Source organism: Methanosarcina subterranea (genome assembly GCF_055385895.1).
Window position 1 is genome coordinate 1,819,860 of the sequence record NZ_AP042426.1, and the last position, 23,650, is coordinate 1,843,509.

At 41.0% G+C, this 23,650-nt stretch carries 14 protein-coding genes and 1 pseudogene; 6 read left to right on the plus strand and 9 right to left on the minus strand.

Going from position 1 to position 23,650, the window contains the following annotated elements:
- The first annotated feature begins 114 nt into the window (after positions 1 to 114).
- From ACZ5A8_RS08085 to ACZ5A8_RS08105, 5 genes are all read left to right on the plus strand, one after another.
- Positions 115 to 564, plus strand: coding sequence for a hypothetical protein (locus tag ACZ5A8_RS08085; RefSeq protein WP_464533242.1), 450 nt, complete (start codon positions 115 to 117; stop codon positions 562 to 564).
- Between the two features lie 837 nt (positions 565 to 1,401).
- Positions 1,402 to 1,533 carry a hypothetical protein gene (locus ACZ5A8_RS08090; protein WP_464533243.1) on the plus strand — a complete coding sequence of 44 codons (132 nt, stop codon included), beginning with the start codon at positions 1,402 to 1,404 and terminating at the stop codon, positions 1,531 to 1,533.
- 410 nt (positions 1,534 to 1,943) lie between these two features.
- Entirely contained in the window at positions 1,944 to 2,873 is a 930-nt protein-coding gene (locus tag ACZ5A8_RS08095) for a dienelactone hydrolase family protein (RefSeq protein WP_464533245.1), read from the plus strand.
- A 273-nt stretch (positions 2,874 to 3,146) separates the two neighbouring features.
- A complete protein-coding gene (locus ACZ5A8_RS08100) occupies positions 3,147 to 4,199 on the plus strand; it encodes a metal-dependent hydrolase (RefSeq protein WP_464533247.1) in 1,053 nt (350 codons plus the stop codon).
- A 357-nt stretch (positions 4,200 to 4,556) separates the two neighbouring features.
- On the plus strand, positions 4,557 to 5,762 hold the full coding sequence (locus ACZ5A8_RS08105; protein WP_464533248.1) for a metal-dependent hydrolase: 1,206 nt from the start codon (positions 4,557 to 4,559) through the stop codon (positions 5,760 to 5,762).
- 303 nt (positions 5,763 to 6,065) lie between these two features.
- On the opposite strand, the gene ACZ5A8_RS08110 is transcribed toward ACZ5A8_RS08105, so the two are convergent.
- The gene (locus tag ACZ5A8_RS08110) at positions 6,066 to 6,677 is read right to left on the minus strand and encodes a superoxide dismutase (RefSeq protein WP_464533250.1); all 612 of its coding nucleotides are present in this window, start codon (positions 6,675 to 6,677) and stop codon (positions 6,066 to 6,068) included.
- 382 nt (positions 6,678 to 7,059) lie between these two features.
- Between ACZ5A8_RS08110 and ACZ5A8_RS08115 the strand changes: the two genes are divergently transcribed.
- Positions 7,060 to 8,112 carry a metal-dependent hydrolase gene (locus ACZ5A8_RS08115; RefSeq protein WP_464533252.1) on the plus strand — a complete coding sequence of 351 codons (1,053 nt, stop codon included), beginning with the start codon at positions 7,060 to 7,062 and terminating at the stop codon, positions 8,110 to 8,112.
- Here ACZ5A8_RS08115 and ACZ5A8_RS08120 read toward each other — a convergent pair.
- The 8 genes and pseudogenes from ACZ5A8_RS08120 to gyrB form a co-directional block, all read right to left on the minus strand.
- Positions 8,100 to 9,998 carry an ATP-binding protein gene (locus ACZ5A8_RS08120; RefSeq protein ID WP_464534058.1) on the minus strand — a complete coding sequence of 633 codons (1,899 nt, stop codon included), beginning with the start codon at positions 9,996 to 9,998 and terminating at the stop codon, positions 8,100 to 8,102. The genes ACZ5A8_RS08115 and ACZ5A8_RS08120 overlap by 13 nt on opposite strands.
- Before the next feature lie 180 nt (positions 9,999 to 10,178).
- A pseudogene (locus tag ACZ5A8_RS08125) lies at positions 10,179 to 10,580 on the minus strand (HD domain-containing protein); the annotation flags it as partial.
- 39 nt (positions 10,581 to 10,619) lie between these two features.
- On the minus strand, positions 10,620 to 12,248 hold the full coding sequence (locus ACZ5A8_RS08130) for an IS1634 family transposase (RefSeq protein WP_464529695.1): 1,629 nt from the start codon (positions 12,246 to 12,248) through the stop codon (positions 10,620 to 10,622).
- A gap of 48 nt (positions 12,249 to 12,296) precedes the next feature.
- Positions 12,297 to 12,800, minus strand: a complete 504-nt coding sequence (locus ACZ5A8_RS08135) for an HD domain-containing protein (protein ID WP_464533254.1) — start codon at positions 12,798 to 12,800, stop codon at positions 12,297 to 12,299.
- Between the two features lie 765 nt (positions 12,801 to 13,565).
- A complete protein-coding gene (locus ACZ5A8_RS08140; RefSeq protein WP_464533256.1) occupies positions 13,566 to 15,881 on the minus strand; it encodes a tetratricopeptide repeat protein in 2,316 nt (771 codons plus the stop codon).
- 332 nt (positions 15,882 to 16,213) lie between these two features.
- Positions 16,214 to 17,500 carry an ATP-binding protein gene (locus ACZ5A8_RS08145; protein WP_464533258.1) on the minus strand — a complete coding sequence of 429 codons (1,287 nt, stop codon included), beginning with the start codon at positions 17,498 to 17,500 and terminating at the stop codon, positions 16,214 to 16,216.
- A gap of 897 nt (positions 17,501 to 18,397) precedes the next feature.
- On the minus strand, positions 18,398 to 21,298 hold the full coding sequence (gene gyrA, locus ACZ5A8_RS08150; RefSeq protein ID WP_464533260.1) for a DNA gyrase subunit A: 2,901 nt from the start codon (positions 21,296 to 21,298) through the stop codon (positions 18,398 to 18,400).
- 11 nt (positions 21,299 to 21,309) lie between these two features.
- Positions 21,310 to 23,214, minus strand: coding sequence for a DNA topoisomerase (ATP-hydrolyzing) subunit B (gyrB, locus tag ACZ5A8_RS08155; RefSeq protein WP_464533262.1), 1,905 nt, complete (start codon positions 23,212 to 23,214; stop codon positions 21,310 to 21,312).
- Positions 23,215 to 23,650: the final 436 nt, after the last annotated feature.

Consider the following 23,650-nt stretch of genomic DNA (forward strand, 5'->3'; position numbering starts at 1 on the left):
CAAATTATCGGTTGCTTTAATTTCGTCATCTCTGAATCTAATAGAAATCCTCTCCGATAATAGAAATTTCCTTCCTGAAGCGATCCACTTACGAAAAATGAGGCTAATTATTTTATGTTGAACCAGATAGATGACACCCGCAAGAAACGAGCAGTTATCATTTTCCTTGCCACCATTCTTTTCATCTCCATGAAAGGGTTTCTGTCTCCTGTAGTAGGTGTTGGCTTTGTTCTCCAGAAAGAAGTTATTGGGGTCAGTGGGGATCAAAAGGTTGTAATATTCCAGAGTGATATCGAAGGGATCCTGGCTGAAAACGATTCTCTCAGGCTACTCCTTCCTGAAGATTCCGAAAATCTCCAGATCAGTGAGATAACTGAAACCGAGCTTAAAAAAACGTACCCTGAGATTGAGTACATCGTTCACATGAGGCTATGTACTGAAGATTCGGTTCGAGAGTACAAAGTGAACAGAGAGGATTTCAATATCCTTAATATAGGCACTGTTGCCAGATTCGAAGTTTATCGCTCTGAAAGGACAGTAATCAGAAGAATTATTGAAGTTTAATTTGTTCAAATGGCAGAAATGGAGAAACAGGATTTCAGAGCTTCCTTTATTTGTTTTTTTCCTTTTTCAGGCAGTCCATCTTTTTATTAACTGGCGCTTTTTGGGGACTCTGGTCCAAAATCTAGTGATTTTTGCGTTTTTTTATTGAAAATACTGAGTTTGAAGGAAGAGTTCGTTTCTCAATCAAAATAGATATTCGGTATCTAAAGACTTCAATCAAGAGAATGTATTCAAAGTAATATAGTCAATATATAAAATCTAGTGGTTTTCAATTTTACGTTCATCACTAGATTTTGGTACTGAGTCCTTTTTGGGGTCAAAAAGAAATAATTGCTGGCTTGCCCGAATTGCGTCTCGCCCGAATTGCGCCTCGGGAGTACGCGGTCCTTTTCGCTGCGCTTTGCTCCGCTCAAGAGGACTAATTTATGGTTTATAGCATTGAACTTCATTCAAGAGGATTAAATATGATATTCTGATCAGTATAACCATATTCACCATACCAGACACAGAAAATAAAGCGGGGAAAACGCGCAGCTGTACAAAAAAAACAGAACCAAATGCTGTCCGGTCAGTTCTTTTTCGTTTTCTTGTATCCTTTTGACTGGTGGGGCCGACAGGCTGGCGAAGGCACTTTATAATTTTAGATTAAAAGCAGTCCCTGAAGTCAGGAAAAATGCTTTTAAGGAAAAGTGGGCATTTCTTAGCATCAAGCTTCTCTTTAATTGTGAATTCATCCCAAACCTAATTTTATTCTTAAATCAGTAACGCTTTAGAGAACTATTTATTATGATAAGAAATTCGATTGATAACTAAGAATATGGATTAAGAGAAGCAATATTGATTTCGAGATGGTTGGCTGCAACCTATCCGACAAAAAAGGAAGAGTCAAAAGATGAGTTTCCTGTTATTCTGAATGAACTCAATCAATGGATAAGGGCTACAGGCTTTCGGTTAAAAGTTTTCGGTTAAAAGTTTTCGGTTAAAAATTTTCAAATTTACCTTTTTTGAGGGAATTTACTCTTCCAAGTTTTATACTCTTTGATATATAATTGGTACATACTTCATTGGTCATCGGTTAAGGAAAAATCGTTATCACTTGCATTGATTTTCATAAAATTTGTTAAATTATTCATCAAATGCAAAACTGGAATCTGATATCGATTTCAATTTAAACACTAAACATTTGGGTTTGAGTTTTTCCGTCGAAATCGAGATCCGCAGCTCAAAATCCTTAACCGAATACAAATGGTACATACTTATATTATGATTAATAAATTGCATGTAATTATAGTACGAACGGGGAATGTAATGTTCTGGAATTTATGATAATCATGAGAGCATGACATTCTCCGGTTGTAAGGTTAATATGAGGGGGTTACATGAATCGAACTAAACTACTAATAGTGTTTTTGTTTCTTGCAAGTTTTCTTGGAGCTACAGGCTGTGTGGAGTCTTCGGACTCAGATGAAGTGCCAGAAGAACCCATTGATCCGGAACCAATCCCGGATGGGCCGGAGGCTGATGGAGGTGACGGAATTGAAATTGGGGGCAATGCTCTTGCTTCCGAGTCCAGGACTGTGAACTCTGAGACTGCAGAGGATCCAGGTCAGATTCGGACTCTCACAGTTAACATCACAAGCGAAGAGCAGGACTATCCGGCATATACTGCTGCTCCGGCTGCAGAGGGGAATTATTCGGCTGTGGTGCTGCTTCATTCCTTTAACGGCCTTGAGCCAGGCTACCGTGATATGGTGGACAGGATGGCAGGTGACGGATTTGTCGTGGTTGCTCCTCAGTGGCAGACCTATTCCCGCTCACCTCCTGATTCAGAGGTAGAAGCCCTTGTCAGAAACAGCGTAACTTACCTGGAAAACAGGGATGATGTTGATCCGGAAAAACTGGGGCTTACCGGTTTTTGTGCAGGCGGCAGGTATACTATGCTCTTCCTGCCCCAGATTGAGGAGTTCGAATCTGGGGTTGCCTGGTATGGTTTTCCTTACTCAGGCGGGACTGATACCCAGCCGGACGAGCCGGCAAATCTGATAGACCAGATGGAAGACCCGATTCTTGTCATCCACGGCACACGGGATGAGCCGAGCAGTATCTCAGATATCTACAAATACGCAGGCGAACTGGATGCAGTTGACAAATATTTTGAACTGAAAGTTTACCAGGGGGAACCTCACGGCTTCATGATCGAAGAAGGAGAGCTTTCTGAAAGCTTCGTTGCACAGGACGCATATGAGGAGATGGTGGATTTCTTTGACAGGACGCTGAATTACAGGACACTGGATAATTCATCTGAGTGACCTGAGAGACATTATTTACCCCATCAATTCATTTTATTTTTATAAAATAATAATTCATTCTATTTCTATCAAAATAGAGATTTATATTTTGCCTATCTCCAGGATTTCTCTTTTAATATGCTATTTTTATTTTTTCATTATTACCGGAAGTAAAAATAACTTTGTAACTCCCGAATACGATTTTTCAAAAAAGGAATATAGCTTTAATATAGCTTTAATATAGATTTAATTATTATAATTAATCAAAAATGCTTTTGCCAGGAATAAAGACTCATGGTAAACACACTTTCTCACCTGGGAATAGGTTTTCTCATTGCCCTGGCTTTAGGCCTGAAAGGAAGGAAAGTAAATATTGTGGCTTTTCTTTCCATACTTCCTGATCTGGACTTTATTCCATACTCGGTGTTTATATCTGTTAGCAGCAGCCTGACTCATGAGACCAGAATCCAGCTTTTCTATCTGTTCGGGCACAGGGAGTTTATGCATTCAATCCTGTTCATTTTTCTGGTTATGCTTTTAATCTGGTTAAAAAGCAAAGACTGGATTCTTACTTTTGGAGGGTTTCAGGCCATTTTATCCCATGTTTACCTGGATTATATTACAACCTGGAAAATGCGACCTTTCTATCCGTTCAGTACAGATGCATCCATAATGGGAGCAGCTTATTTCTATGATCCCCTGCTAAATTTGCTTCCACTTCTGCCCCTCTCCATTATAATTTTGAGAGGTTTGAAGAAAAGGGGAATAATAAATGGTAAATTCAATAACTTTTGCAGTTTTGTGAAAAGGAGTGATGATAAACTCTACGCTTCTCTTATCCTTGTGCTCCTTGTCTGGATTATTTTTATGCCGGTTTCAAAAGCCCTTTTGATCAACCATATATCAGGGGTAGAAGAAGCTCAGATAAGTTACCAGAATACTTATCCCGAATCAATGAGCAGGTTCCTGACTGCATACTCGCTTAACTCCACCCATTATAAAGTCCTGAAAGTCAGCTACCTTTCAGGAACCGAAAGGAGTGGGTACGTTGAAAAAATTTCAGTAAATGGAGACATCCCTGATGCTCCTGCCTATATTGAAAGAGCTGAGAAGCTCTATAGTGCTGGCGTTCCGCAGGAAATCGATTATCCGGTTTATGTGGTTTCTGAAGACAATGATTCTGTAATAGTGACCCTGACTGATGCAAGAAACCCATATGCTGAAAACTGGGCTTATTTTAAATCAGTTTACAACTTTATTTTTGATAAGGATAGTGGAGAGTATCATGTTTATGCAAGTGTCCAGGGAGGGAGAGAAGAGAAGCTTGGTGAAAACTGGTTTGGGTGATTCTTTTTCAGAGGATTTTTTCAGAAAATTTTTTCAGAGAATTTTTTCAGGTGATCTATTTGGGTGACTCCTTAATCCTGAGGAAGAGCCGTATAAACAGGTTATAAGTCTTAATAAGTTCTGAGTCTGTTTTGTCTTTTTCTCTGATATATAGGGTAATTATCCATTTGTTTATATAATAGAAAATAGATATAAGGGCAAAGTTATCATAGCATTAAAACTTCCTTATCCGGATCCATTCCCAAATTGTGGTTTTCTTACACCTCATTCAGCAAAAACACATCTCAATAACATCTGTTAATGCACACCTTAATAACATACTATTAATGCCACAGAACTTAAATTCATGGTAGATTTATGGTAAATACACTTTCCCATATTGGAATTGGTCTGCTTCTTGCCCATGTCCTGGGTCTTAAAGGAAGGAAGAGGCTTGGTCTGGTTCTCCTTTCTGTAATTCCTGACCTTGACTACCTCGGCTATTCGCTATTTACGCTCATCAGCGGCGGAGTAAGCCACGAGGCTCGAACCCAGCTTTTCTTTTTGCTGGGCCACAGGGAGTTTACACATTCGGTTTTTTTCGCTTTTATGGTCGCATTGCTCATCTGGCTTAAAACCAAAGACAGGGCTTTCACATTCGGAGGGTTTCTGGCTGTTTTCCTGCACATCTTCCTGGACTACACTACAAGTGCGAAAATGCGGCCCTTCTATCCGTTCAGCACAAACGAGTCTGCCCTCAGGGCTATATATCCTTTCGACCCGGTGCTAAATGTCCTTCCTCTGCTGCCTCTCTTCATCGTGGCTGCTGAGTATATGAAAAACAGAGGACAGTGGAATACTAAAAACAAGGGTAGCTGGAACACTAAAATCAAGAGCAGCTGGAACGTTAAGAACAAGGATAACTGGAATATTAAAAGCAAAAACAAATGGAATCTAGAATTCAAAGACAGATGGAGCATTAGAAGCAGAGATATATTGAATAGAAAATTAAGCGGACTAAACGGGTTCCATAGTTTCGTAAACAGGAACGAAGGCAAATTCTATGCCTCCTTTATTATAGTTCTCCTTATCTGGACCACAATGTTCCCTGTTGCAAAAGTCTTCCTGGTAGACCGCATCTCCAGAGCAGAAGGGACCGAGATAAGTTACAACGACACCTACCCTATATCCATCGGCAAATTCCTTGCAACATATTCCTTCAGCGATTCCCAGTATAAACTCCTCGAAGTCAGCTACTGGTCAGGAGTTGAGAAAAGCTTTTATGTCGAAAAGGTAACCGTAGCCGGGGATGTCCCGGAAGCCTCTACTTATGCCGAAAAAGCCGGGAAACTCTACAGTAACTCGGTGCCTCAAGCGATCGATTACCCTGTTTATTCGATTTCTGAAAAGGATGGGTATGTAACCGTAATTTTGAGCGATGCCAGAAATCCATATGTTAAAAACTGGCCTTATTTCGATACGGTTTACAGGTTCGTATTTGACAGGGAGAGCGGAGAATATGAGGTATATGAGAGCCACTACGGTAGAGCAGAAAAGAAGCTCGATAAGAACTATTTTGAGTGATTCGAGGAGCAGGTAGGTATTATTAAAATAAAAGGAACTTTATTGAAATAAAATTGTCCTTTAAAACAGATTTTTTGCCTTTAATAAGATGGAAGTTTAATCCAATTAAACAAAAACTATTCAAAAAAAACGCAAATGAAATTCTTCGAATAACAGGCACAAAAAGATGAAAGTACTTTTCAAGCTGCGGTACTTTCATGCCAAATAATCTATCCCCGATTACTTTTTATTAAAATAAAAAAAATGTAATAGGAATAAAAAACAGAATCGGAATAATAATTATATTTAAAAATAGCTTTCCGATTATTTCTGAGTCTTCTTGAAGTACTTGTCGATTTCTTCCCAGTTGATTATGTTCCAGAATGCGTCTATGAATTTAGCCTTTTCATTTTTGTAATCGATATAGTAAGCATGTTCCCACATGTCCAGAACCATCAGAATCGGATAATCCGGAATCAGGTTTACATTATGCTTTTCTATCTGCATGAGCCCAAGCCTCTTGGTGTCAGCGCAGTAAGTTAATGCCACCCAACCGGAACCTTCTACACTTGATGCAGTCTGCGTAAATTCCTTTTTAAACCTTTCAAAATTTCCGAAATCTTCTTTGATCACATCAGCTAATTCGCCGACAGGCTCTTTGCTGGCATTGCTCTCAGGAGTCATCTCCCACCAGAAATAATCATGAAGGACGTGCCCACCAATATTGAAGGTCAGAGCTTTTGCAGTTGCCTTATAATCAAAATCCGTACCTTCTTTCCTGGCTTTATCCATCATTTCCAGAAGCGAGTTCGCATTACTCACATAAGCCTGATGGTGCTTATCATGGTGTGTGCGCAGCTGTTCTTCGGAAATATAAGGTGCAAGGTCTGCGTATCCATATTTCAATGGTGGTAATTTGTACAATTCTTTAGCCATATTATCCTACCCTCTTGTAATCAATTGGTTTCACAAAATTCATTATGGAACGTGGGCCTGTACTTTCCAGTTCAAGAAAGTTATTTCCAGCTTAAGAAATTCCATTTACAAATCCTGCTAACCAATTTTCCCCTTAACTGCATTAACAGAAATCTATTTTTGAAATAAATCTGTCTCAAAATACTCTGCTGTTTTATTTCTTCAAATACATATTAAACCGCCATATGGCAATTTTAAATGCAGAATATAGTTATACATCACATCTATTTAAAGGTAAAAGATGCAAACTATAAGATATTTTTAGGGAAATTTATCCAGGCTATTCACCAGAACGTTCATGTTTTATCAAAAGTAAATAAAAGCTAATTCGGGAATAAAACAAATGGTAAACACGCTCTCCCACCTTGGAATCGGCCTTCTAATCGCTCTCGCCCTCGGCTTCAAAGGAAAGAAGCGAGGCAGCCTTGCATTTATGTCAATTCTCCCTGACCTGGATTTCATCCCATACATCCTCTTTGCCCTCGCCAGTGACAGCGTAAGCCATGAGACCAGAAACCAGCTCTTTTACCTCCTGGGCCACAGGGAGTTCATGCATTCCATCCTTTTCATTCTGCTTGTCACGCTTTTCATCTGGATTAGAACAAAAGACCGCATGTTCACAGCCGCCGGGTTTGCAGCCATTTTTTCCCACAGCTACCTTGATTACGCCACCAGCTGGAAAATGCGCCCCTTCTACCCGTTCAGCACCGAGACGTCCATCATGGGAGCCGTCTACTTCTTCGACCCCCTCGCAAACCTCCTCCCCCTGCTGCCTCTCTTCATCGTACTTGTAGGATATGCGAAAAGCCGGGGAAAATGGAACGGAAAATTCAATAACTTCTGTACTTTTGTCACCAATAACCGGCGCAACCTCTATAGGACCCTTGCAGTTGTGCTCGTGGTCTGGCTCACAATACTGCCGGTAGCAAAATTCTTCCTGGTCAACAATATTTCCGAAACCGAAGGGGCTCAAATCAGCTACCAGGGCACCTATCCCTCCTCCTTCGGAAAGTTCCTGGCCGCGTATCCATATAACGATACGCATTACAAACTTATGGAAGTGAGCTACTGGTCAGGGACCGAAAGAAGCGATTATATCGAAAAAATTAACGCAACCGATGGCGTTCCCGATGCATCTGCCTACGCCGAAAGAGCCGGGGAACTCTACAGCACAGCCGTTCCTCAGGAAATCGATTATCCTGTTTATTCGGTTTCAGAAGATAACGGTTCGGTAACTGTCTTGCTGAGCGATGCCAGGAATTCTTATGTTGAAAGGTGGGCGTATTTCAGGACGGTTTACAGGTTTGTTTTTGATAAGGAGAGCGGGGAATACAAGGCTTATGCGAGTGAACAGGAGGGAAGGGAGAGGAAATTGGAGGAGAATTATTTTGGGTGAAATTTATTTTCAAAGTCACTTAATTCATAATTCCAGAACCAGGGGAGATCATTTAATGAAAAACCAATAAAATCTTCGTCACGAGAAATGACTCCTAAGTCTTTTGCTTCTTCCCAATATTGTTCAACTGCTTCAAAGAATTCCTGAAATATTTCAGGGTAATATTTCAAAATTCCAATTAGCATATAATTAAAATTAGCACTTTCCTCTAATCCGTGATTTCGTTTAAAAAAAGATGAGCGCGCTTTATCATATAAATGCCACAAACAATTTTCAATGTTGGAGGCCAATATATCCATTGCTTTTGAAGCAGTTTCATCTTTTAGCTCTTTGCCTTTCAGAAGTCTTGCAAACAATGGATGATGAGCATTATAGACGACCTTTTCAGGCTCCATAATAAATAAATCAGGTGGATGAACAAATAGTGGTGTTTTTTCTATCGTTGAATCACTATGCATTTGGCATGTGAACTTACGATAAGAAATAGAAAAAGTACCTTCACTTATTTTGTTGTTATTGAAAGTTTTGATTACTACACCTGGTATGGAAGTGAGATATATATCAGATAAATTTCCCAAAGTATGCTCAAAAAAAATATTTCGTCGCCCTTTACCTTCTTCTTCATGCATCAAAAGAATTGCCTCTGTACCAACAAGACGCTTGGTCTCTTTTAATATAACTGTATCAGGTATTTTCTCTGGCCAGTCATTGATATCAGTAATTGCTAAGCTTGTTGCATTCAGGTTTTTCATCGTTTTGTATACTCTTTGTCCATTATCTGAAATCGTTAATAAAGGAGCATAATTCATAAAAAGATTTTTAATGTTGTCTTCAAACTCTTCTTCTCGATAAGTAAATCCTTGAGAATGTCCTCTATGCAAACTCAAGATTTTATTTTCCAATAATTCATTGACACATTTAATATATTCTTCAGATGGACTTGAATCTCTAAGTATTTTCAGGTATGTCTCAAATCCGTCCAAAAATTTAGATTGAATTCTATCAATTAATTTTCTATATTTTTCATCCTCTATTATATTTGACCGATTTGGAGACAATGATACTTTATAATGACCTGAAAGATTTATTGACGCTTGAATATCATAAAATAAATTACTAGGTAAGAGTTTATCGTAAGGAATTGAAAATCCTCTTTGGGCAAAAACGCTATAATTTGAGAGAGAAAATCTAGATTTACAAACTAGCAATTTTCCTTCAATGCCTTCTTTTTCGCCATCGAACGTAACTTCAAAGTATTCATTTATATTATTTGCATCATGTATTTTCTCACCTGGCAAATAAGGCTCATACGTCTCGATTTTCTCACTTGTCTCAATGACTATTGGGTACTCTATAAAAGGAGCAATTTCAGAGATTTTTTTAGTTAATGATGAAGGAGAAAAAGGATGATTAGGTTTCAAAGACAGAGTAATTTTAGTTCCAATTTGTGAACTAGTGGTCGGCCTTCGAATAAAGTAATCATAAGCAGTTGGAATTTCGACGTTTATAGGGTCAGGTGGATGTAATGGGTCAAGTGGTTTTCTCCTGCTTTCCACTCTAAAGTTGGAAGCTACCATAAAAATAGAGAGGATACCTATTCCGAACTCACTTACTGGATCAATTTCTACTCCTCTTGACCGGCATTCTGAACTGTTGTAATAACTTTTTCCAATTTGCAAAAAGTAATTCTCGAAAATATACTCATCCATTCCAATTCCATTGTCTTCAATAATAAGTTCCCCGTTTTTCAAAGTAACTTTTATAAACGGAACGAAAGAATTTCCTTCATTCTTTTCCATTGCTTCCCGATAACGAACAGCGTCTACAGAATTCTGTAAAAGTTCGCGGAGTGTTAAAGAAGGATCTCCATATAATCTCTCCCCCATCAAAAGATCAATAACTCGATGAAAATCAAGTTTAAAATGGAAATCAGAATAGATATATTCATCATTAGATCTAATGTTCTCTTTTGTAACTGGTTTTAATAGATCTAGTCTATATTTTTCTGCTAATTTATCTTTATATCGTGAAGTTAAGAGGACACTTTCTTTACGTTCGGTTTCTATCGTGTCAATAAATTCTCGGAGTGCACGTTCGTAAATTGGATGTTCACATTCTGCTTCTACACTAATTTCTTCTGGAGAGATTTTGCAGCCAAGAATCGAAAGATGTTTTTTCCACTCCTTTATGCTTGTTTCATCCTTTGGATTAATAAAATCAAGTAAACATCTGGGAGTACGTTCTGGATCAAGATCCAAAATGTCAGCTAAACGAAGTATGACAGATAAATACTGCGCATTAACATTCTGATCTCTAACCAGAGCATCACGACGCCAGCGTTTTGTATCGTAAAGATCTCTTACAGGCAAACCGTGACTATCACATACTGCTTGCACTAATTTATAATATGGAACTCCTTTACATGATATGGGTGTTTGTTCCAACCCATATTTTTCTTTGATTAATTCGCGCGAACGTTCTACCCTACATTCGGCAGGTTAACGTAATTAGAGATAGATATTTTCATATTTCTCTCCCATGAGACCCAATATCTTCCAGTGAAGATCCTCCATATTCAGTATTTCTGAATTTACTTCACCTTCTTTCTGAGAAATAAGTTCTGTAATTCCCTGGAAATTGACAAATATCCATCTCATCGTAGGTCTTTTTGTTGGCTTTCCTTTTTGATCTGGAACCGTTTCATTTTCTTCCTCTAATTTTGTCCTTAATTTCCATTCTGCAATTGAATAAATCATTAAGCAGAGAACCATTGTCATAGCCAGTGCTTCAATTCTGCTTTTATTCTTTAGGTAGACTTTCGATATGCTAAATGTATCACTTTTCAAGAATCGGAATCCTTTTTCTACATTGTCCTGTCCTTTGTAATACTTCAGCATCTCTCCCGGAGAAAGAGTGATATCATTACTCGCAAGAATGAAAAGTCCCATTTTCTCCATTTCATTCAAAACAAAAGCATCATTAACCTTTATGCTTCCATCAATCCTGAAATAAGTCTTTAATTCCTCATCTTTAGAAGGTCTGCCTCTTTTACCTGATTCACGTTTTTTAATGGATTTCAAATCAACTTTTTCAAAAACAATAGAAGGGAATTCTTTAATCCATTTCTCTGCAGCTTTTGATGCATCCTCTTCGCAGAAGAAGTCCTCTCCTTTCAGCTTTTTAAAAGCCTTCTCTGCTTTTTCAACCTCTTTGTCAAGTTTCGTCCTGAGAGTTTTCTCTTTCTTCTCCTTCATCTTGTGAGAAAGCAGCAAAACCCACTTTTGTTTGACTCCGCCATATTCCACAAAGGTTTGATAAAAAGAGTACCTCTCATCACTTTTTAGCGTTTTCAGGTTCAGATTTGCAGTTAGCAGTTCCTTTGCCTCGGAAATTGTTGCAGGAACACGACTGATCCAGAATGATTTTCCGATATTCTGGATATTATTGTCTGTGTAAAAGGAACTATCAGCGACATAGTACACTTTGCTTTCAGGTCTTAAAACTGATTTGAGAGACGTTATTGCATCCAGAATTGTGTTTTTGTCGGAAGCATTTCCTGAATGTGTGTTCATGAAAAGAGGTATTCCATGCTGATTAACAATCAAGCTCAGTACAAATTGTTTGAGGTCCCATCTTCCGTTTTTGGGAATTCCAAAAGTAATATCAATAGACTCAGTTTCTTCGTCTTCATAATCACCATAAACGCTGACACTTGTAGTGTCAGAGTGTAAACAGTGAACAGGAATAGGTAGACGAGCCATAATGTGAAGGGTAATTTCCGTAAACAGTTTTGTAGGGCCATATTTTACGATTTTGTCAAGAGTCTCTCCGATAGCATATTGATTCAGGTCTTCTTTTGTTATACCGTCTCCAAAAAGCCTTTCAGTAGAAATGTTTTTGAAAAAATCAGGAAACAGGTACAGACGTTGCCCTATGAAACCTAGACCATTGAGTACCATGGCAAGGATGCAGACTGAGTGAGGAACATTATGATTCCGTTCTTTGGGAAGTTTCTCATCGATCAGTTTGTCAACTTCAAGTTCTCGGAAAACTCCAGCCATAAGACCTAGGTGACCTAAGAACCGTGTACGTTTTAAGGAGGATTCAACTCTTCTACTACTGTTTTTCTCTGCCATGGGATAACCAAGAAAGAGATATAAAATTAATGATATTAATTTATAGGTTTACCTGCCGAAAGCAGGTTCTACGTGTTTTTTACGGAGAAATTCAGTAAAAAGTTTATCTTCAATAAATGTCGCTGAACGATGATCTTCATTCTTTTTGGCTTCATCAAGTTTAAGGCTTAATTCCTCATTAGAAACAAGAAGCTTAGAAAATTCGGGATCGTTTTTAATGATTTCTTCTCTTTCGTCCCGTGAAGCTGTCATCCCTGCATCATGAAGGTATGCAGCGTAAATGAGTATAGACAACTCTATAATGTTTAAATTCTCAAGAGTATCTGAGGGTATTATATTTCCCATCAGTTCTACTACTTTTGCGCTATGATTGGCATTATGCAGAGTGAATTCAGGCATGTTTTCAGGAATTCTTTCTAGTAAAGGAGTAATTTCACGAATGACTGAGATTATATTTTCTGAAACTTCATGTTCCCCCGATGATTTTTCTTTTTCAAGAAGTTTCTTAAACAGTACTGTTTGTTGTAATCTCAGAATCGCATCTTCGGACATTTATTTTCTCCTTTACTGTTTGCGATTCCTTTTGACGTATGACCTGATTAATTTTTTGTTTTTAATTTTGCATGTTAGCTAAATACTTACACTTTTTTTCGCGCTTCTCCGCCTGCTTCGCAGTCGTATGGTGCCCTGTTTTTAAGAGGCATCGAAACTCAAACCAGCCTTCAATTATGAAAATCCTGCAAAAATTAACGGGCGATCAAGAATCATATTTCATTTTTAAACCTTACATTGCAATTTACCATTCATTTATAAACACCTGTAAAATGCCAACGAAAGCTATATAAACAAATTTTCAAGTCAGTAGCATAAGGCGAAGGAAAAAAATCTCTAGTGCTTCGATTCCAAAGTGAATTCCTTATTTAATGAGAAAATCCATGATCATTGAACAGATCTAAACCTCAAGTTTTAAGAACCTACTTCGGAATCACAGTACTAGTAACAGTTTCAGCCTGAACCCGTCTTTAAATTAAAAAATACTGTAAAAACCGGTACTCGACCTGTTCAAAAATCGATTCAAAAAAAGTGACACTGCAAAAATAAGTCCCCCGCCCGGTTCCCCTCCGGACTGAAACCCCGCCGTCGGAAATTTTCATATAATTTTTCACTCCGACGGAAGCTGGCTGACTTTTATCAGAAATAAATCTTGATATCTCGAAAGGGAGAGGCTATCTAAGTTTGCTTGTCAAACCGGCCTTAATTATGAAAATCCTGCAAAAAATTATGTATAGGTATACGAAAAAGCCTGATTATGCAGGGTTATTCATTACTATATCCCAGTTTTGCATTACTCTCCTTGGCTTTTGCAAGGTATTGAGCAGCTTCTTCAGTTTTGCCCATTTTTTCAAGTACACTAGAATATTTTTCCAGGATCATGGAGGAACGGGCAAGGTAATTAAAGTCCTCGGGATCGGTTTCAAGCTGTTTTGCATTTAAACTCATTGCTTCTTCGAGGGCTTCCTTTGCTTTTTCCAGATCGTTTTGGGCTAAGAATGTGATTCCCATCTGGTGGAATGTGCCTTCAAGAACAGTTAAATAATTCAGATTTTCGGGGGTTTTTTCGTGTAATTTTTTGCGGAATGCAAGGGAACGTTCGAATTCTTCAATCGCCTCCTCATACATTTCGTTCTCTCTTAAGGTGATGCCCATCTTTTCAGCGAGTTCGGCAATCAATTCCTGATCTCCTATTGTTTCCGGTTTGACTGCCTGAAGTTTTTTCTCTGCTTTTTGAGCAAGCTCAAGGTACTCTTTGACAATACTGCTTTCTTTTCCTCGGGCTTCTTCCCCGAGTTTGAGAGTTGATCCCAGAAGATAAAGACCAATTATATGCCTGCTAAGATCTTCCAGATCTTCAGAAGATTTTTCCAGTAGTTTTTCATGAATATCAAGAGCCAGCCTGTGATAATGGGCTTCCTGCTCAATATCCCCTCTTTCAGAGTAAAGAAGTGCAAGGCTGGTGTAAGTTGTCGCAAGGTCTTTCCCATGTTCCCATTCTTCGGGGTCAAGGTCAAGCATACGCTGCTGGACTGCAAACAGTTTGCGGAACATCTCAACGGCCTTTTCATACTCCTCCAGGTTTTTGAACAATTTAATTAAGTTGTTGAGGACTGTCTTGAGCCCTGAATAATGTATCTCTATTTCCGGTTCCAGCTCGAAATTGTTTTCAAGCACGGGCAGAGCATCCTCAAAGTATTTCTGTGCTTTTTTGGGGTCTTCATCAAGATAGAGCTTTCCGATAGCAGCCTGTATCTCAGACTTATATGTCTTAAAGTCCAGATCATCGGGCTCTTTTTCCAGAAGGCTTTCGTAGATTTCGATTTCTTTTTCGTAGTAGCTCCTTGCTTTTTCGGTATCCCCCTGTTCTGCAAAGAGTTCTCCGAGGTCATCATATGTATCGGAGATATAAATTATGGGATTCAGGTCTTCAGGGTCTTCATCATGCAGGTTCTGGAAAATATCCAGTTTGTCTTTATAGCAGAGCCCCGCAGCCTCTAATTCCCCTATTTCTGAAAAACGACCCCCCAGGTCATCCAGGTACATTGCAATTTTTTTGTTGCGTGCAAATTCTGAAGGGTGGTTTATTATCAGGCCCCGGTAAATTTCCCTGGCTTTTGTGTAATTCTCTATTGACTTTTCGACGTCTTCGCTTTCGGAAAACGCAGTGCCGAAGTCTTCATAAATGTTGGCAAGGGAGATGGCATATGCATTATCCTCAGGAAACTCTTTACATAGATTTTCCATCAGTTCCACAGCTTCTTCGAAATAATTCTCTGCTGTTTCCAAATTATCCATGCCTGAATACAGGCTCCCAAGGTAGCTGCAGGTATAACTCAGGTAATATTCGGCCAGGCTATTTTCAGAGTCTTTCTCAATCATTTTTCTGTAAATGCCCTCTGCTCTGAGGTAATTGCCTTCGGCTTCCTCCAGGTATCCGGAATTCCGGAATAAATACCCATAAAGCTCGACGTCCCCATCAAAGTCGCCGAGAAGGTCCGTCTCTTCAGACTCAAGCTCGAAGAGTTTTTCGTAAATATCTATTTTTTTATCGAAGAGCTTCACCGTCTCATCCATTAAGTGCCCTGCATGATAACATAACCCTATAAGGCCGATAATCTCCAGAAACCTGGAAAGCTGTTCCTTATTTTCAGGGTCTGATTTCACCAGTTTCTCAAATGTCCGGACAACTCTTTCGAGCTGTATTTTCATCGGTTCCAGCAACTCTTTAGCTCTTTCCTTATCATTGAGCTTGCCAAATGAACTCCCGATTTCCTCAATCGTATTGCTTATGAATTTTTGATAGTTCTCTTTCCCCGGCTCTCCTGAAAACAGAGGTCCGATAACTTTGAGGGCCTCCTCATAAAATTCCAGAGCTCCTTCAGGATCTCTAGCTTCACTTATTGCATACCCCTTCAAAAATAAGGTGTGGAAAGAAATTTCAGGGTCTTTTTCTTTTTTCATGAGTTTATCAACATCTTTCAGGCTCTCAAGAGCCCTGTCATACTCTCCGTTTTCAATGAAAGTGGTTGCTTTGCTGAATAAACGATTCGCAGAATCCTGAAGCCGTCTTGATACCATAATTGCAGTTATTGTCCTGATACATAATTAATACCAACGAACCTCATTACTAATGAAACGGCCTGGCCGAGGTAGCAGAGTTGAGCCAGCAGAGTTGCGGCTCTGTAATGCGCTGCCGTGTCCCTCACTTCGTTCGCTCAAGCGGACTAAATAACCTCATTTTTATTTTCTCCCGGGCGGTTCTCCCCCGATCAGCTCTCTCGAACCGTTCGAAAACTCGATGGTCCACAGAGCCCCGGCAAAAGCTCTCGCAATCATTTTCTTAGAAAAATGGAAAGGTGGAGGCCGGGATTTCTAGAAAGGAAAGGCAGCAAAAAATCCAGGCATTGTAATTATTCAATTCCAAGAACCATCTTCCATAGAGAAACGTACCTGATCCCTTCTTCTTCTTTTTCCAGGTTTTTTGTGAGCAGTATAAGTTCAGAAACTTTCTCTCCGAATTGCTCTTTGAATTCCAGCAAAGCACTGGTTTCTCCGGCCCTTACGCGGTCTGTGTAGGTGCAATTTATTCCGTTGAGGGTTCCATCCCTGTTTTTGACTACGAAATCCACTTCTCTTTTTCCTTTCCAGTAAAAGAACTCTACTTTTCTCCGTTTCAATTCCAGAAAGACAAGGTTCTCTGCCAGTCTCCCTTCATCTGCAGAAAACGTGAAAGCTGCCACGTTCCGAAGCCCGTTGTCTATGCAGTAGAGTTTTTTAGGCATTTGGGATGAGATAGAATCCTTTACCGAATACGAAAAGAAGTGCAGCTGGTATATCAGGTAGGCCTGTTCCAGATAGAGCAGGTACTCTTTCAGGCTGTTGATAGAAAGTCCTGCAACCTTTGAGATTTTAGAATAACTCATCAGGGTCGAAACATTTGAAAGAGAATAGTTTGCAAGCTCGATCAGTTTTGCGCTTTCTCTGATCTTCTTCCCGGCTATAATATCCCGGAGGAGGATGCTGTTAAAATATTCAGTAAGCCGCATGTGGTTGATATCTTCATCTTCCTCCAGGACAACTTCGGGAAAACCCCCTTTGAAAATATAGTTGTTAAAGTGGTGAAGAATTTCGTTTCTTTGGGTGTCAGTGTCCTTAATTTCAAATCCTGCAAAATCGAGAAACTCCTTAAATGAAAGGGGAAAAACATGCTGGGTGATCATCCTCCCTGTAAGGAGGGTAGAAAGCCTGTCCGAAAGCATGGTGCTGTTCGAACCCGTGAGCACGAACTTGAGCTCTTCCCCGTAGAGGTCGTAAAATTTCTTTACCCATTGTTCCCAGTTTTCTATATTCTGGATTTCATCCAGGAAAAGGTACTTTCGCCCTTTCGGGGCGTGAAATTCGATATATTCGTCGAAGATTCGGTCGAGCAGCCCCACATTTTTGTCCTCGAAAGGCTCGTCGAGGTTGAAGTACAGGATATTTTCGGGTGCAACCCCTTTCCCTATCAGGTGGTCTATTGCCTGATACATAACTGTCGATTTCCCGCACCTCCTTACTCCGGTGATGCAGACTATCTCCCTGATGTCCAGAATCTTCAGGATTTTTTCAAGAGTATCCGGCCTGGAAATCCTTTTCCTGGAATCAGGAACTTCTCTCTCCGTCCACCAGGGATTCCACATCTTCATGAGCTGTTTCATGAAGAAATATTTGCTCTATGGTTATTTATACCTTTCATTATAATGAAAGGTTTCGATGTAAAAATAATCATTATAATGAAACCTATTAAAATGAATTCCATTAGCTCAAATGGACAAAAATAAAAATAGAAACTATCCTTAGAAGGTTTGATATATTTTTTTCAGCTACCCGACTTAAAAAATATTTATTATCGCTTATTAACCTCAGATAGTTCTCAAATAAATCGATTCAAAAAAAGCGACCCCGCAAAAATAAGTTTCCCACCCAGCTCCCCTCTGGACTGAAACCCCGCCGCCGAAACTTTTCATGCATATTTGCTACTCCGGAGAGAACTGGCTGATTTTCTAAGAGACAAAAGCCAGAAACAATCGGTCATAAGTTGTACTCTATTTTAAGCCTTACATTACAATTTCATATAATTATACAAAAACTTGTAAATTGCCAGAGCAAACTATATAGATTCAAAAAGTGGGTTATGGGGGTTAGTTACTGAAAAAGCATTAGCAGAAGTATTCAGTGTACTTAGTTAAAAAAGCATATCGAATGATTACTATTAAGAAATGTGTGTTCTAGATAGTATATATAAATCGAAGTGGTATACTATTTATATTCATTGAAGTTGAGATCTGGGTATTCCAATCTCAAAATGAAAATGAATATGCTCAAATAGAAAAATTGGGTGTAGGGTAGCTTGCGGAGAATCATAAACGATGACAGATGTATCGTTTTATAGGATTTCAGTAGTAACTCTCTCCGCTGTCGCAATAAGTAAAAAATAATCTACCTTCCGCCTTCCCTTCAAGACTGAGACGAGATGCCGGAAATCCCTCCCCAATAGGGTTATTCCGGCAGGAAATTCGAGTGAAGGAAAACTATCCTTCACTCATTTCTGTTATTCAGTACTCATCTTCTTCTTCGGCTTCTTCTTCGTTTTCTTCCTCAGCCTCTATCTCTTCTACTTCTTCTCCCTCGGATTCATCGATGTCTTCAAGTTCTTCGATCTCTTCGACTTCGTCCTCTTCGATCTCTATTTCAGATCCTGCTGCTTTTGCCTCTCTGGCTTTAAGGGCGGTCAGTTTCAGCTCCTCTTCGGCTTTTCCGTTTTTGATCCTTGCCATGCCAACGACTTTATCCCCGGCTTTCATGTTCATTATCCGTACTCCCTGTGTGTTTCTACCCTGAATGGAGATGTCTTTTGCAGGGATGCGGATGATGATGCCTTCGGAGCTGGTGATCATTAGCTCATCGTCTTCGGCTACGGATTTGACGTTCGAAACCGGGCCGTTCCTGATGTTGGTCACGATTGTAATCACGCCTTTTCCACCGCGGCGGTGCGCAGGATACTGGGAGTATTCCGTCCTTTTACCGAAGCCGTTTTCGGTTACTGTCAGGAGGGTTGTGGTTTCGTCGACCAGGTCCAGGCTGACTACTTCGTCGTCGGGGCCGTCAAGGGTCATGCCGCGGACGCCTCTTGCAGTCCTGCCCATGGGACGGACATCTTCTTCAGCAAAGCGGATGGCTTTGCCTTTCTTTGAGACTATAACAATTTCCTGTTTTCCGTCGGTAAGGAGAACTTTTACAAGCTCGTCACCTTCATCAAGGCTGACTGCAATAATGCCGGCTTTCCTCGGGTTCCTGAACTCAGAGAGCGGGGTCTTCTTGATCGTACCTGCCCTTGTAGTCATAAGGAGGTATTTGTCTTCGGCAAACTTTTCCACAGAAATCATAGCATTGACCATTTCGCCTTCCTGAAGCTCAAGAAGGTTTACTATGGCTTTGCCTCTCGACTGGCGGGAGCTTTCCGGAATTTCGTAGACTTTCTGCCAGTAGAGCCTGCCCTTGTTTGTGAAGAAGAGAATATAATTGTGGGTTGACGAAACGAAGAGATTTTCCACAAAGTCTTCTTCCTTCATTTCCATGCCGATAATCCCTCTGCCTCCGCGTCGCTGCATGGTATAGGTGTCAAGAGGAAGGCGCTTTATGTAGCCGCTGTTTGTAATTGTGACCACAACGTCTTCTTCCGGGATCAGGTCTTCATCAGTCACATCTCCTGTGTACTGTATGATCTTTGTCCTGCGGGCATCCCCATACTTTGCCCTGAGCTCAAGGAGTTCAGTCCTGATAATTTCGTACTTAAGCTCATCGCTTTCCAGGATCTTTCTGAGTCCTGCGATAAAGTTTACAAGGCTTTCGAGTTCCTCAAGGATTTTCTGTGTCTCAAGCCCTGTGAGGCGCTGCAGGCGCATATCCAGAATAGCTTTTGACTGAACTTCGTCAAGAGCGAAATTGTCCATCAGGCCCTGCTTCGCTTCATCGCCATTTGCAGAACCCTTGATAAGGGCAACCACTTCGTCTATGTTGTCAAGGGCAATTCTTAACCCTTCAAGGATATGGGCTCTTTCTTCGCTCTTTCTGAGGTCGTAAAGCGTCCGCTTCTGGATGATTTCCATCCTGTATTCCAGGTAGATTTCCAGAATTTGTTTCAGGTTCAGCTCTTTAGTCTTTCCGTCAACAAGGGCAAGGTTGATGACCCCGAAACTGGTCTCCATCTGAGTGTGCTTGTAGAGCTGGTTTAAGATAACATTGGCATTTATGCCTCTTGAAAGCTCGACTACAACCCTTATTCCGTCCCTGTCAGACTCGTCCCGGAGATCGGAAATTCCGACAATGACCTTATCCCTGACGAGCTGGGCAATGTTTTCAATCAGCCTTGCCTTATTCACCTGATAAGGGAGCTCAGTTACTATAATCTGCTGCCTATCTTTTTTAAGCTCCTGAATTTCGGCAACTGCCCTGATCTTTATAGGACCTCTTCCTGTTGTATATGCAGACCTTATGCCTGCTGTCCCGAGGATATGCGCACCTGTAGGAAAGTCCGGACCCTTTACTACGGTCATCAGCTCCGAAATCGGTGTTTCCGGGTTTTCGATAAGCATAAGGGTCCCATCAATAACTTCACGTATGTTATGGGGCGCCATATTCGTTGCCATTCCAACGGCAATTCCGGTTGACCCGTTGATAAGCAGGTTTGGAAGCTTTGCAGGTAGGACTTCCGGCTCTTCCATGGACCCATCATAGTTAGGCCTGAAAGGAACAGTCTCCTTCTCAATGTCAGCCAGCATCTCCTCTGCAATCCTGTCCATACGGACTTCGGTGTATCGCATAGCTGCAGCCGAGTCCCCATCAATGGACCCGAAGTTTCCCTGCCCATCAATTAAAGGATAACGAAGTGAGAAAGTCTGGACCATACGCACAATACTGTCATAAACTGCAGAATCTCCATGCGGGTGGTATTTACCAAGCACATCTCCCACAACGCGGGCTGACTTCTTATAGGGCTTTTCATGCGTAATCCCTGCCTCTTTCATGGAAAAAAGAATCCTGCGATGGACAGGCTTTAAGCCGTCGCGGGCATCGGGAAGAGCCCTTCCGACGATTACACTCATTGCATAGTTAATGTATGAGCGTTTCATCTCGTCGTCGATAAGGATGGAGGTGACTCCTGTCCTTTCGGGTTCTTCATCCAGTTCTCCGGGTTCTTCATCCGACTCTTCGGGGGCGGTATCAGTTCCGGTTTCCTGCTCTTCGAACCCGGGCTCTTCATCCGGTTCTCCGGGGATTCTGTCAGTTCCGATTTCCTGCTCCTCGGATCCGGGTTCTTCATCCGGTTCTCCGGATGTAAGGCTGGATGTTTCTTCTATTTCTGTGTCTTTATCCGGTCCTTCCGGAACAAGGGTTGCCTGGTAAGATTTTTTCATTTCTGCTTCTGATTTGTTTTCGTCTTCACGTTCTGCCATTTTTCGCCACCTCAAATATCAAGGTCCACAACTTCTTTTGCATGTGTTTCAATGAAGTTCCTGCGCGGCTCAACCTCGTCTCCCATAAGGATACGGAAGATCTCGTCAGAGCGGATTGCATCTTCCAGAGTGACCTGCAAAAGAGTCCGGCTCTCAGGGTTCATAGTGGTTTCCCAGAGCTGTTCAGGGTTCATTTCTCCAAGACCTTTGTAACGCTGGATGGCGAGTCCTTTCTCTCCGATTTCCTTTTTCTTTTCGTCCAGCTCTTTGTCCGAATACACGTAGTAATCCGCCTTTCCTTTCTTTACACGGTAAAGAGGCGGCTGGGCGATGTACACATACCCGGCATCGATAAGAGGCCGCATATAGCGGAATAACAGCGTAAGGAGAAGGGTTCTGATATGCGCTCCGTCTACATCGGCATCAGTCATGATAATGACCTTGTGGTAGCGTGCGTTTTCCAGGGAAAAGTCCTCGCTGACTCCTGTCCCGATGGCTGTAACCAGGGAAACAACCTCGTTGTTTTTCAGAATTTTTGCAAGCCTGGATTTTTCTACGTTCAGGATTTTACCCCTGAGAGGTAGAATTGCCTGGAAACCCCTGTCTCTGCCCTGTTTTGCCGAGCCGCCTGCAGAGTCTCCTTCAACAATATAGATCTCACAGGCTGCAGGATTCTTCTCAGAGCAGTCCGCAAGTTTTCCTGGGAGAGTGCTGACCTCGAGTGCATTCTTTCTCCGCGTAAGTTCCCTTGCCTTCTTTGCAGCTTCTCTGGCTCTCTGGGCAAGAAGGGCTTTTTCGAGGATAATGTTTGCAACCTTCGGGTTTTCCTCAAAGTATTCCGCAAGCCCGTCTGTTACGAGGGAATCGACTATCCCTTTGACATCGCTGTTTCCAAGCCTTGTCTTGGTCTGCCCCTCAAACTGGGGTTCCATAAGCTTGACACTGATTATTGCAGTAAGCCCTTCCCTTACATCGTCTCCGGTCAGCTTTTCTTCTTCTTTGGAGAGTTTATTGGCTTTTATATAATCGTTTGCCACCCTTGTCAGGGCAGTCTTGAAACCGATGATATGGGTTCCGCCCTCGTGAGTATTGATATTATTCGCAAAAGAGTATACGTTTTCACTATAGCTATTCGTATATTGCATTGCGATTTCTACAACCATATCATCTCTTTGCCGCTCGAAATAGATTGGCTTTTCATGGAGAGACTGCTTTTTCTTGTTCAGGTACTCCACGAATTCCACGATTCCTCCGTCGTAGGAGAAGGTTTCTGCCTGTCCTTCCGGGCTTCTTAAGTCCTTCAGGCTGATTGTGAGGCCCCGGTTCAGAAAAGCTAGCTCTCTTAGCCTGTTTGAGAGAATATCGTACTGGAAATCTGTAGTCTCAAAGATTTTTGTATCGGGTTTGAAAGTGGTCTTTGTGCCTCTAAGATCTGAAGCTCCAATTTCCTGGACGTCAGTCTCAGGCTTCCCACGGATATAGCGCTGGAAATACTTCTTTCCGTCCCTGCTAACTTCTACTTCCAGCAGTTCCGAAAGGGCATTTACAACAGAAACCCCTACTCCATGCAGTCCCCCGGAAACTTTGTAGGTATTCTTATCAAACTTTCCTCCGGCATGCAGGACAGTCATAACGACTTCCAGGGCCGATTTCTTGTGAAATGGATGGGGATCGACAGGAATACCTCTCCCATTGTCCAGGACTGTCACGCTTCCATCGGGATTGATCGTGACATCGACCCTGGTACAGAAGCCTGCAAGGGCTTCGTCAATACTATTGTCTACAACCTCATAGACTAGGTGGTGGAGCCCGCGGCCATCCGTGCTCCCTATGTACATGCTTGGGCGTTTTCGGACAGCTTCCAGGCCTTCGAGTACCTGGATGCGCGAAGCGTCATAAACCTGTTTATCACTCATCTTAGTTTATTCTCCATAAAAATCTGGTAAAATTATTTAGTTGAAATCTCGTGACATGTTACACATTTTTAAAAATTCGCAGGAAAACTTTGTTCAAAATAGAACCTTAAAAGTCGTGCCAATTCTCTAAGCCTTAGCTTTTTATTATGCTATTTTTATATTTAATTTTTATGTTTCCATCACGAAACAAATTCAATATGCGCTCATACATTTTAAGCCTTTAGATCAGCCGCATATTTAGCCTGATTTTTCGGTCATAATTATCTCTGAAGAGGCAATTTTTAGCATAATTTTACGTCCAGATATGCCCTTTTCAGGCTAATTTTTTAATATGTCTTTAGTTGAAATAAATATTTGCTGTTCCGCAGGAGAAAATTAGCTTTTCTCAGAGTAGTCAGGGCATAACTTGCGGCATTTCAGAAGTATCGATAAGTGC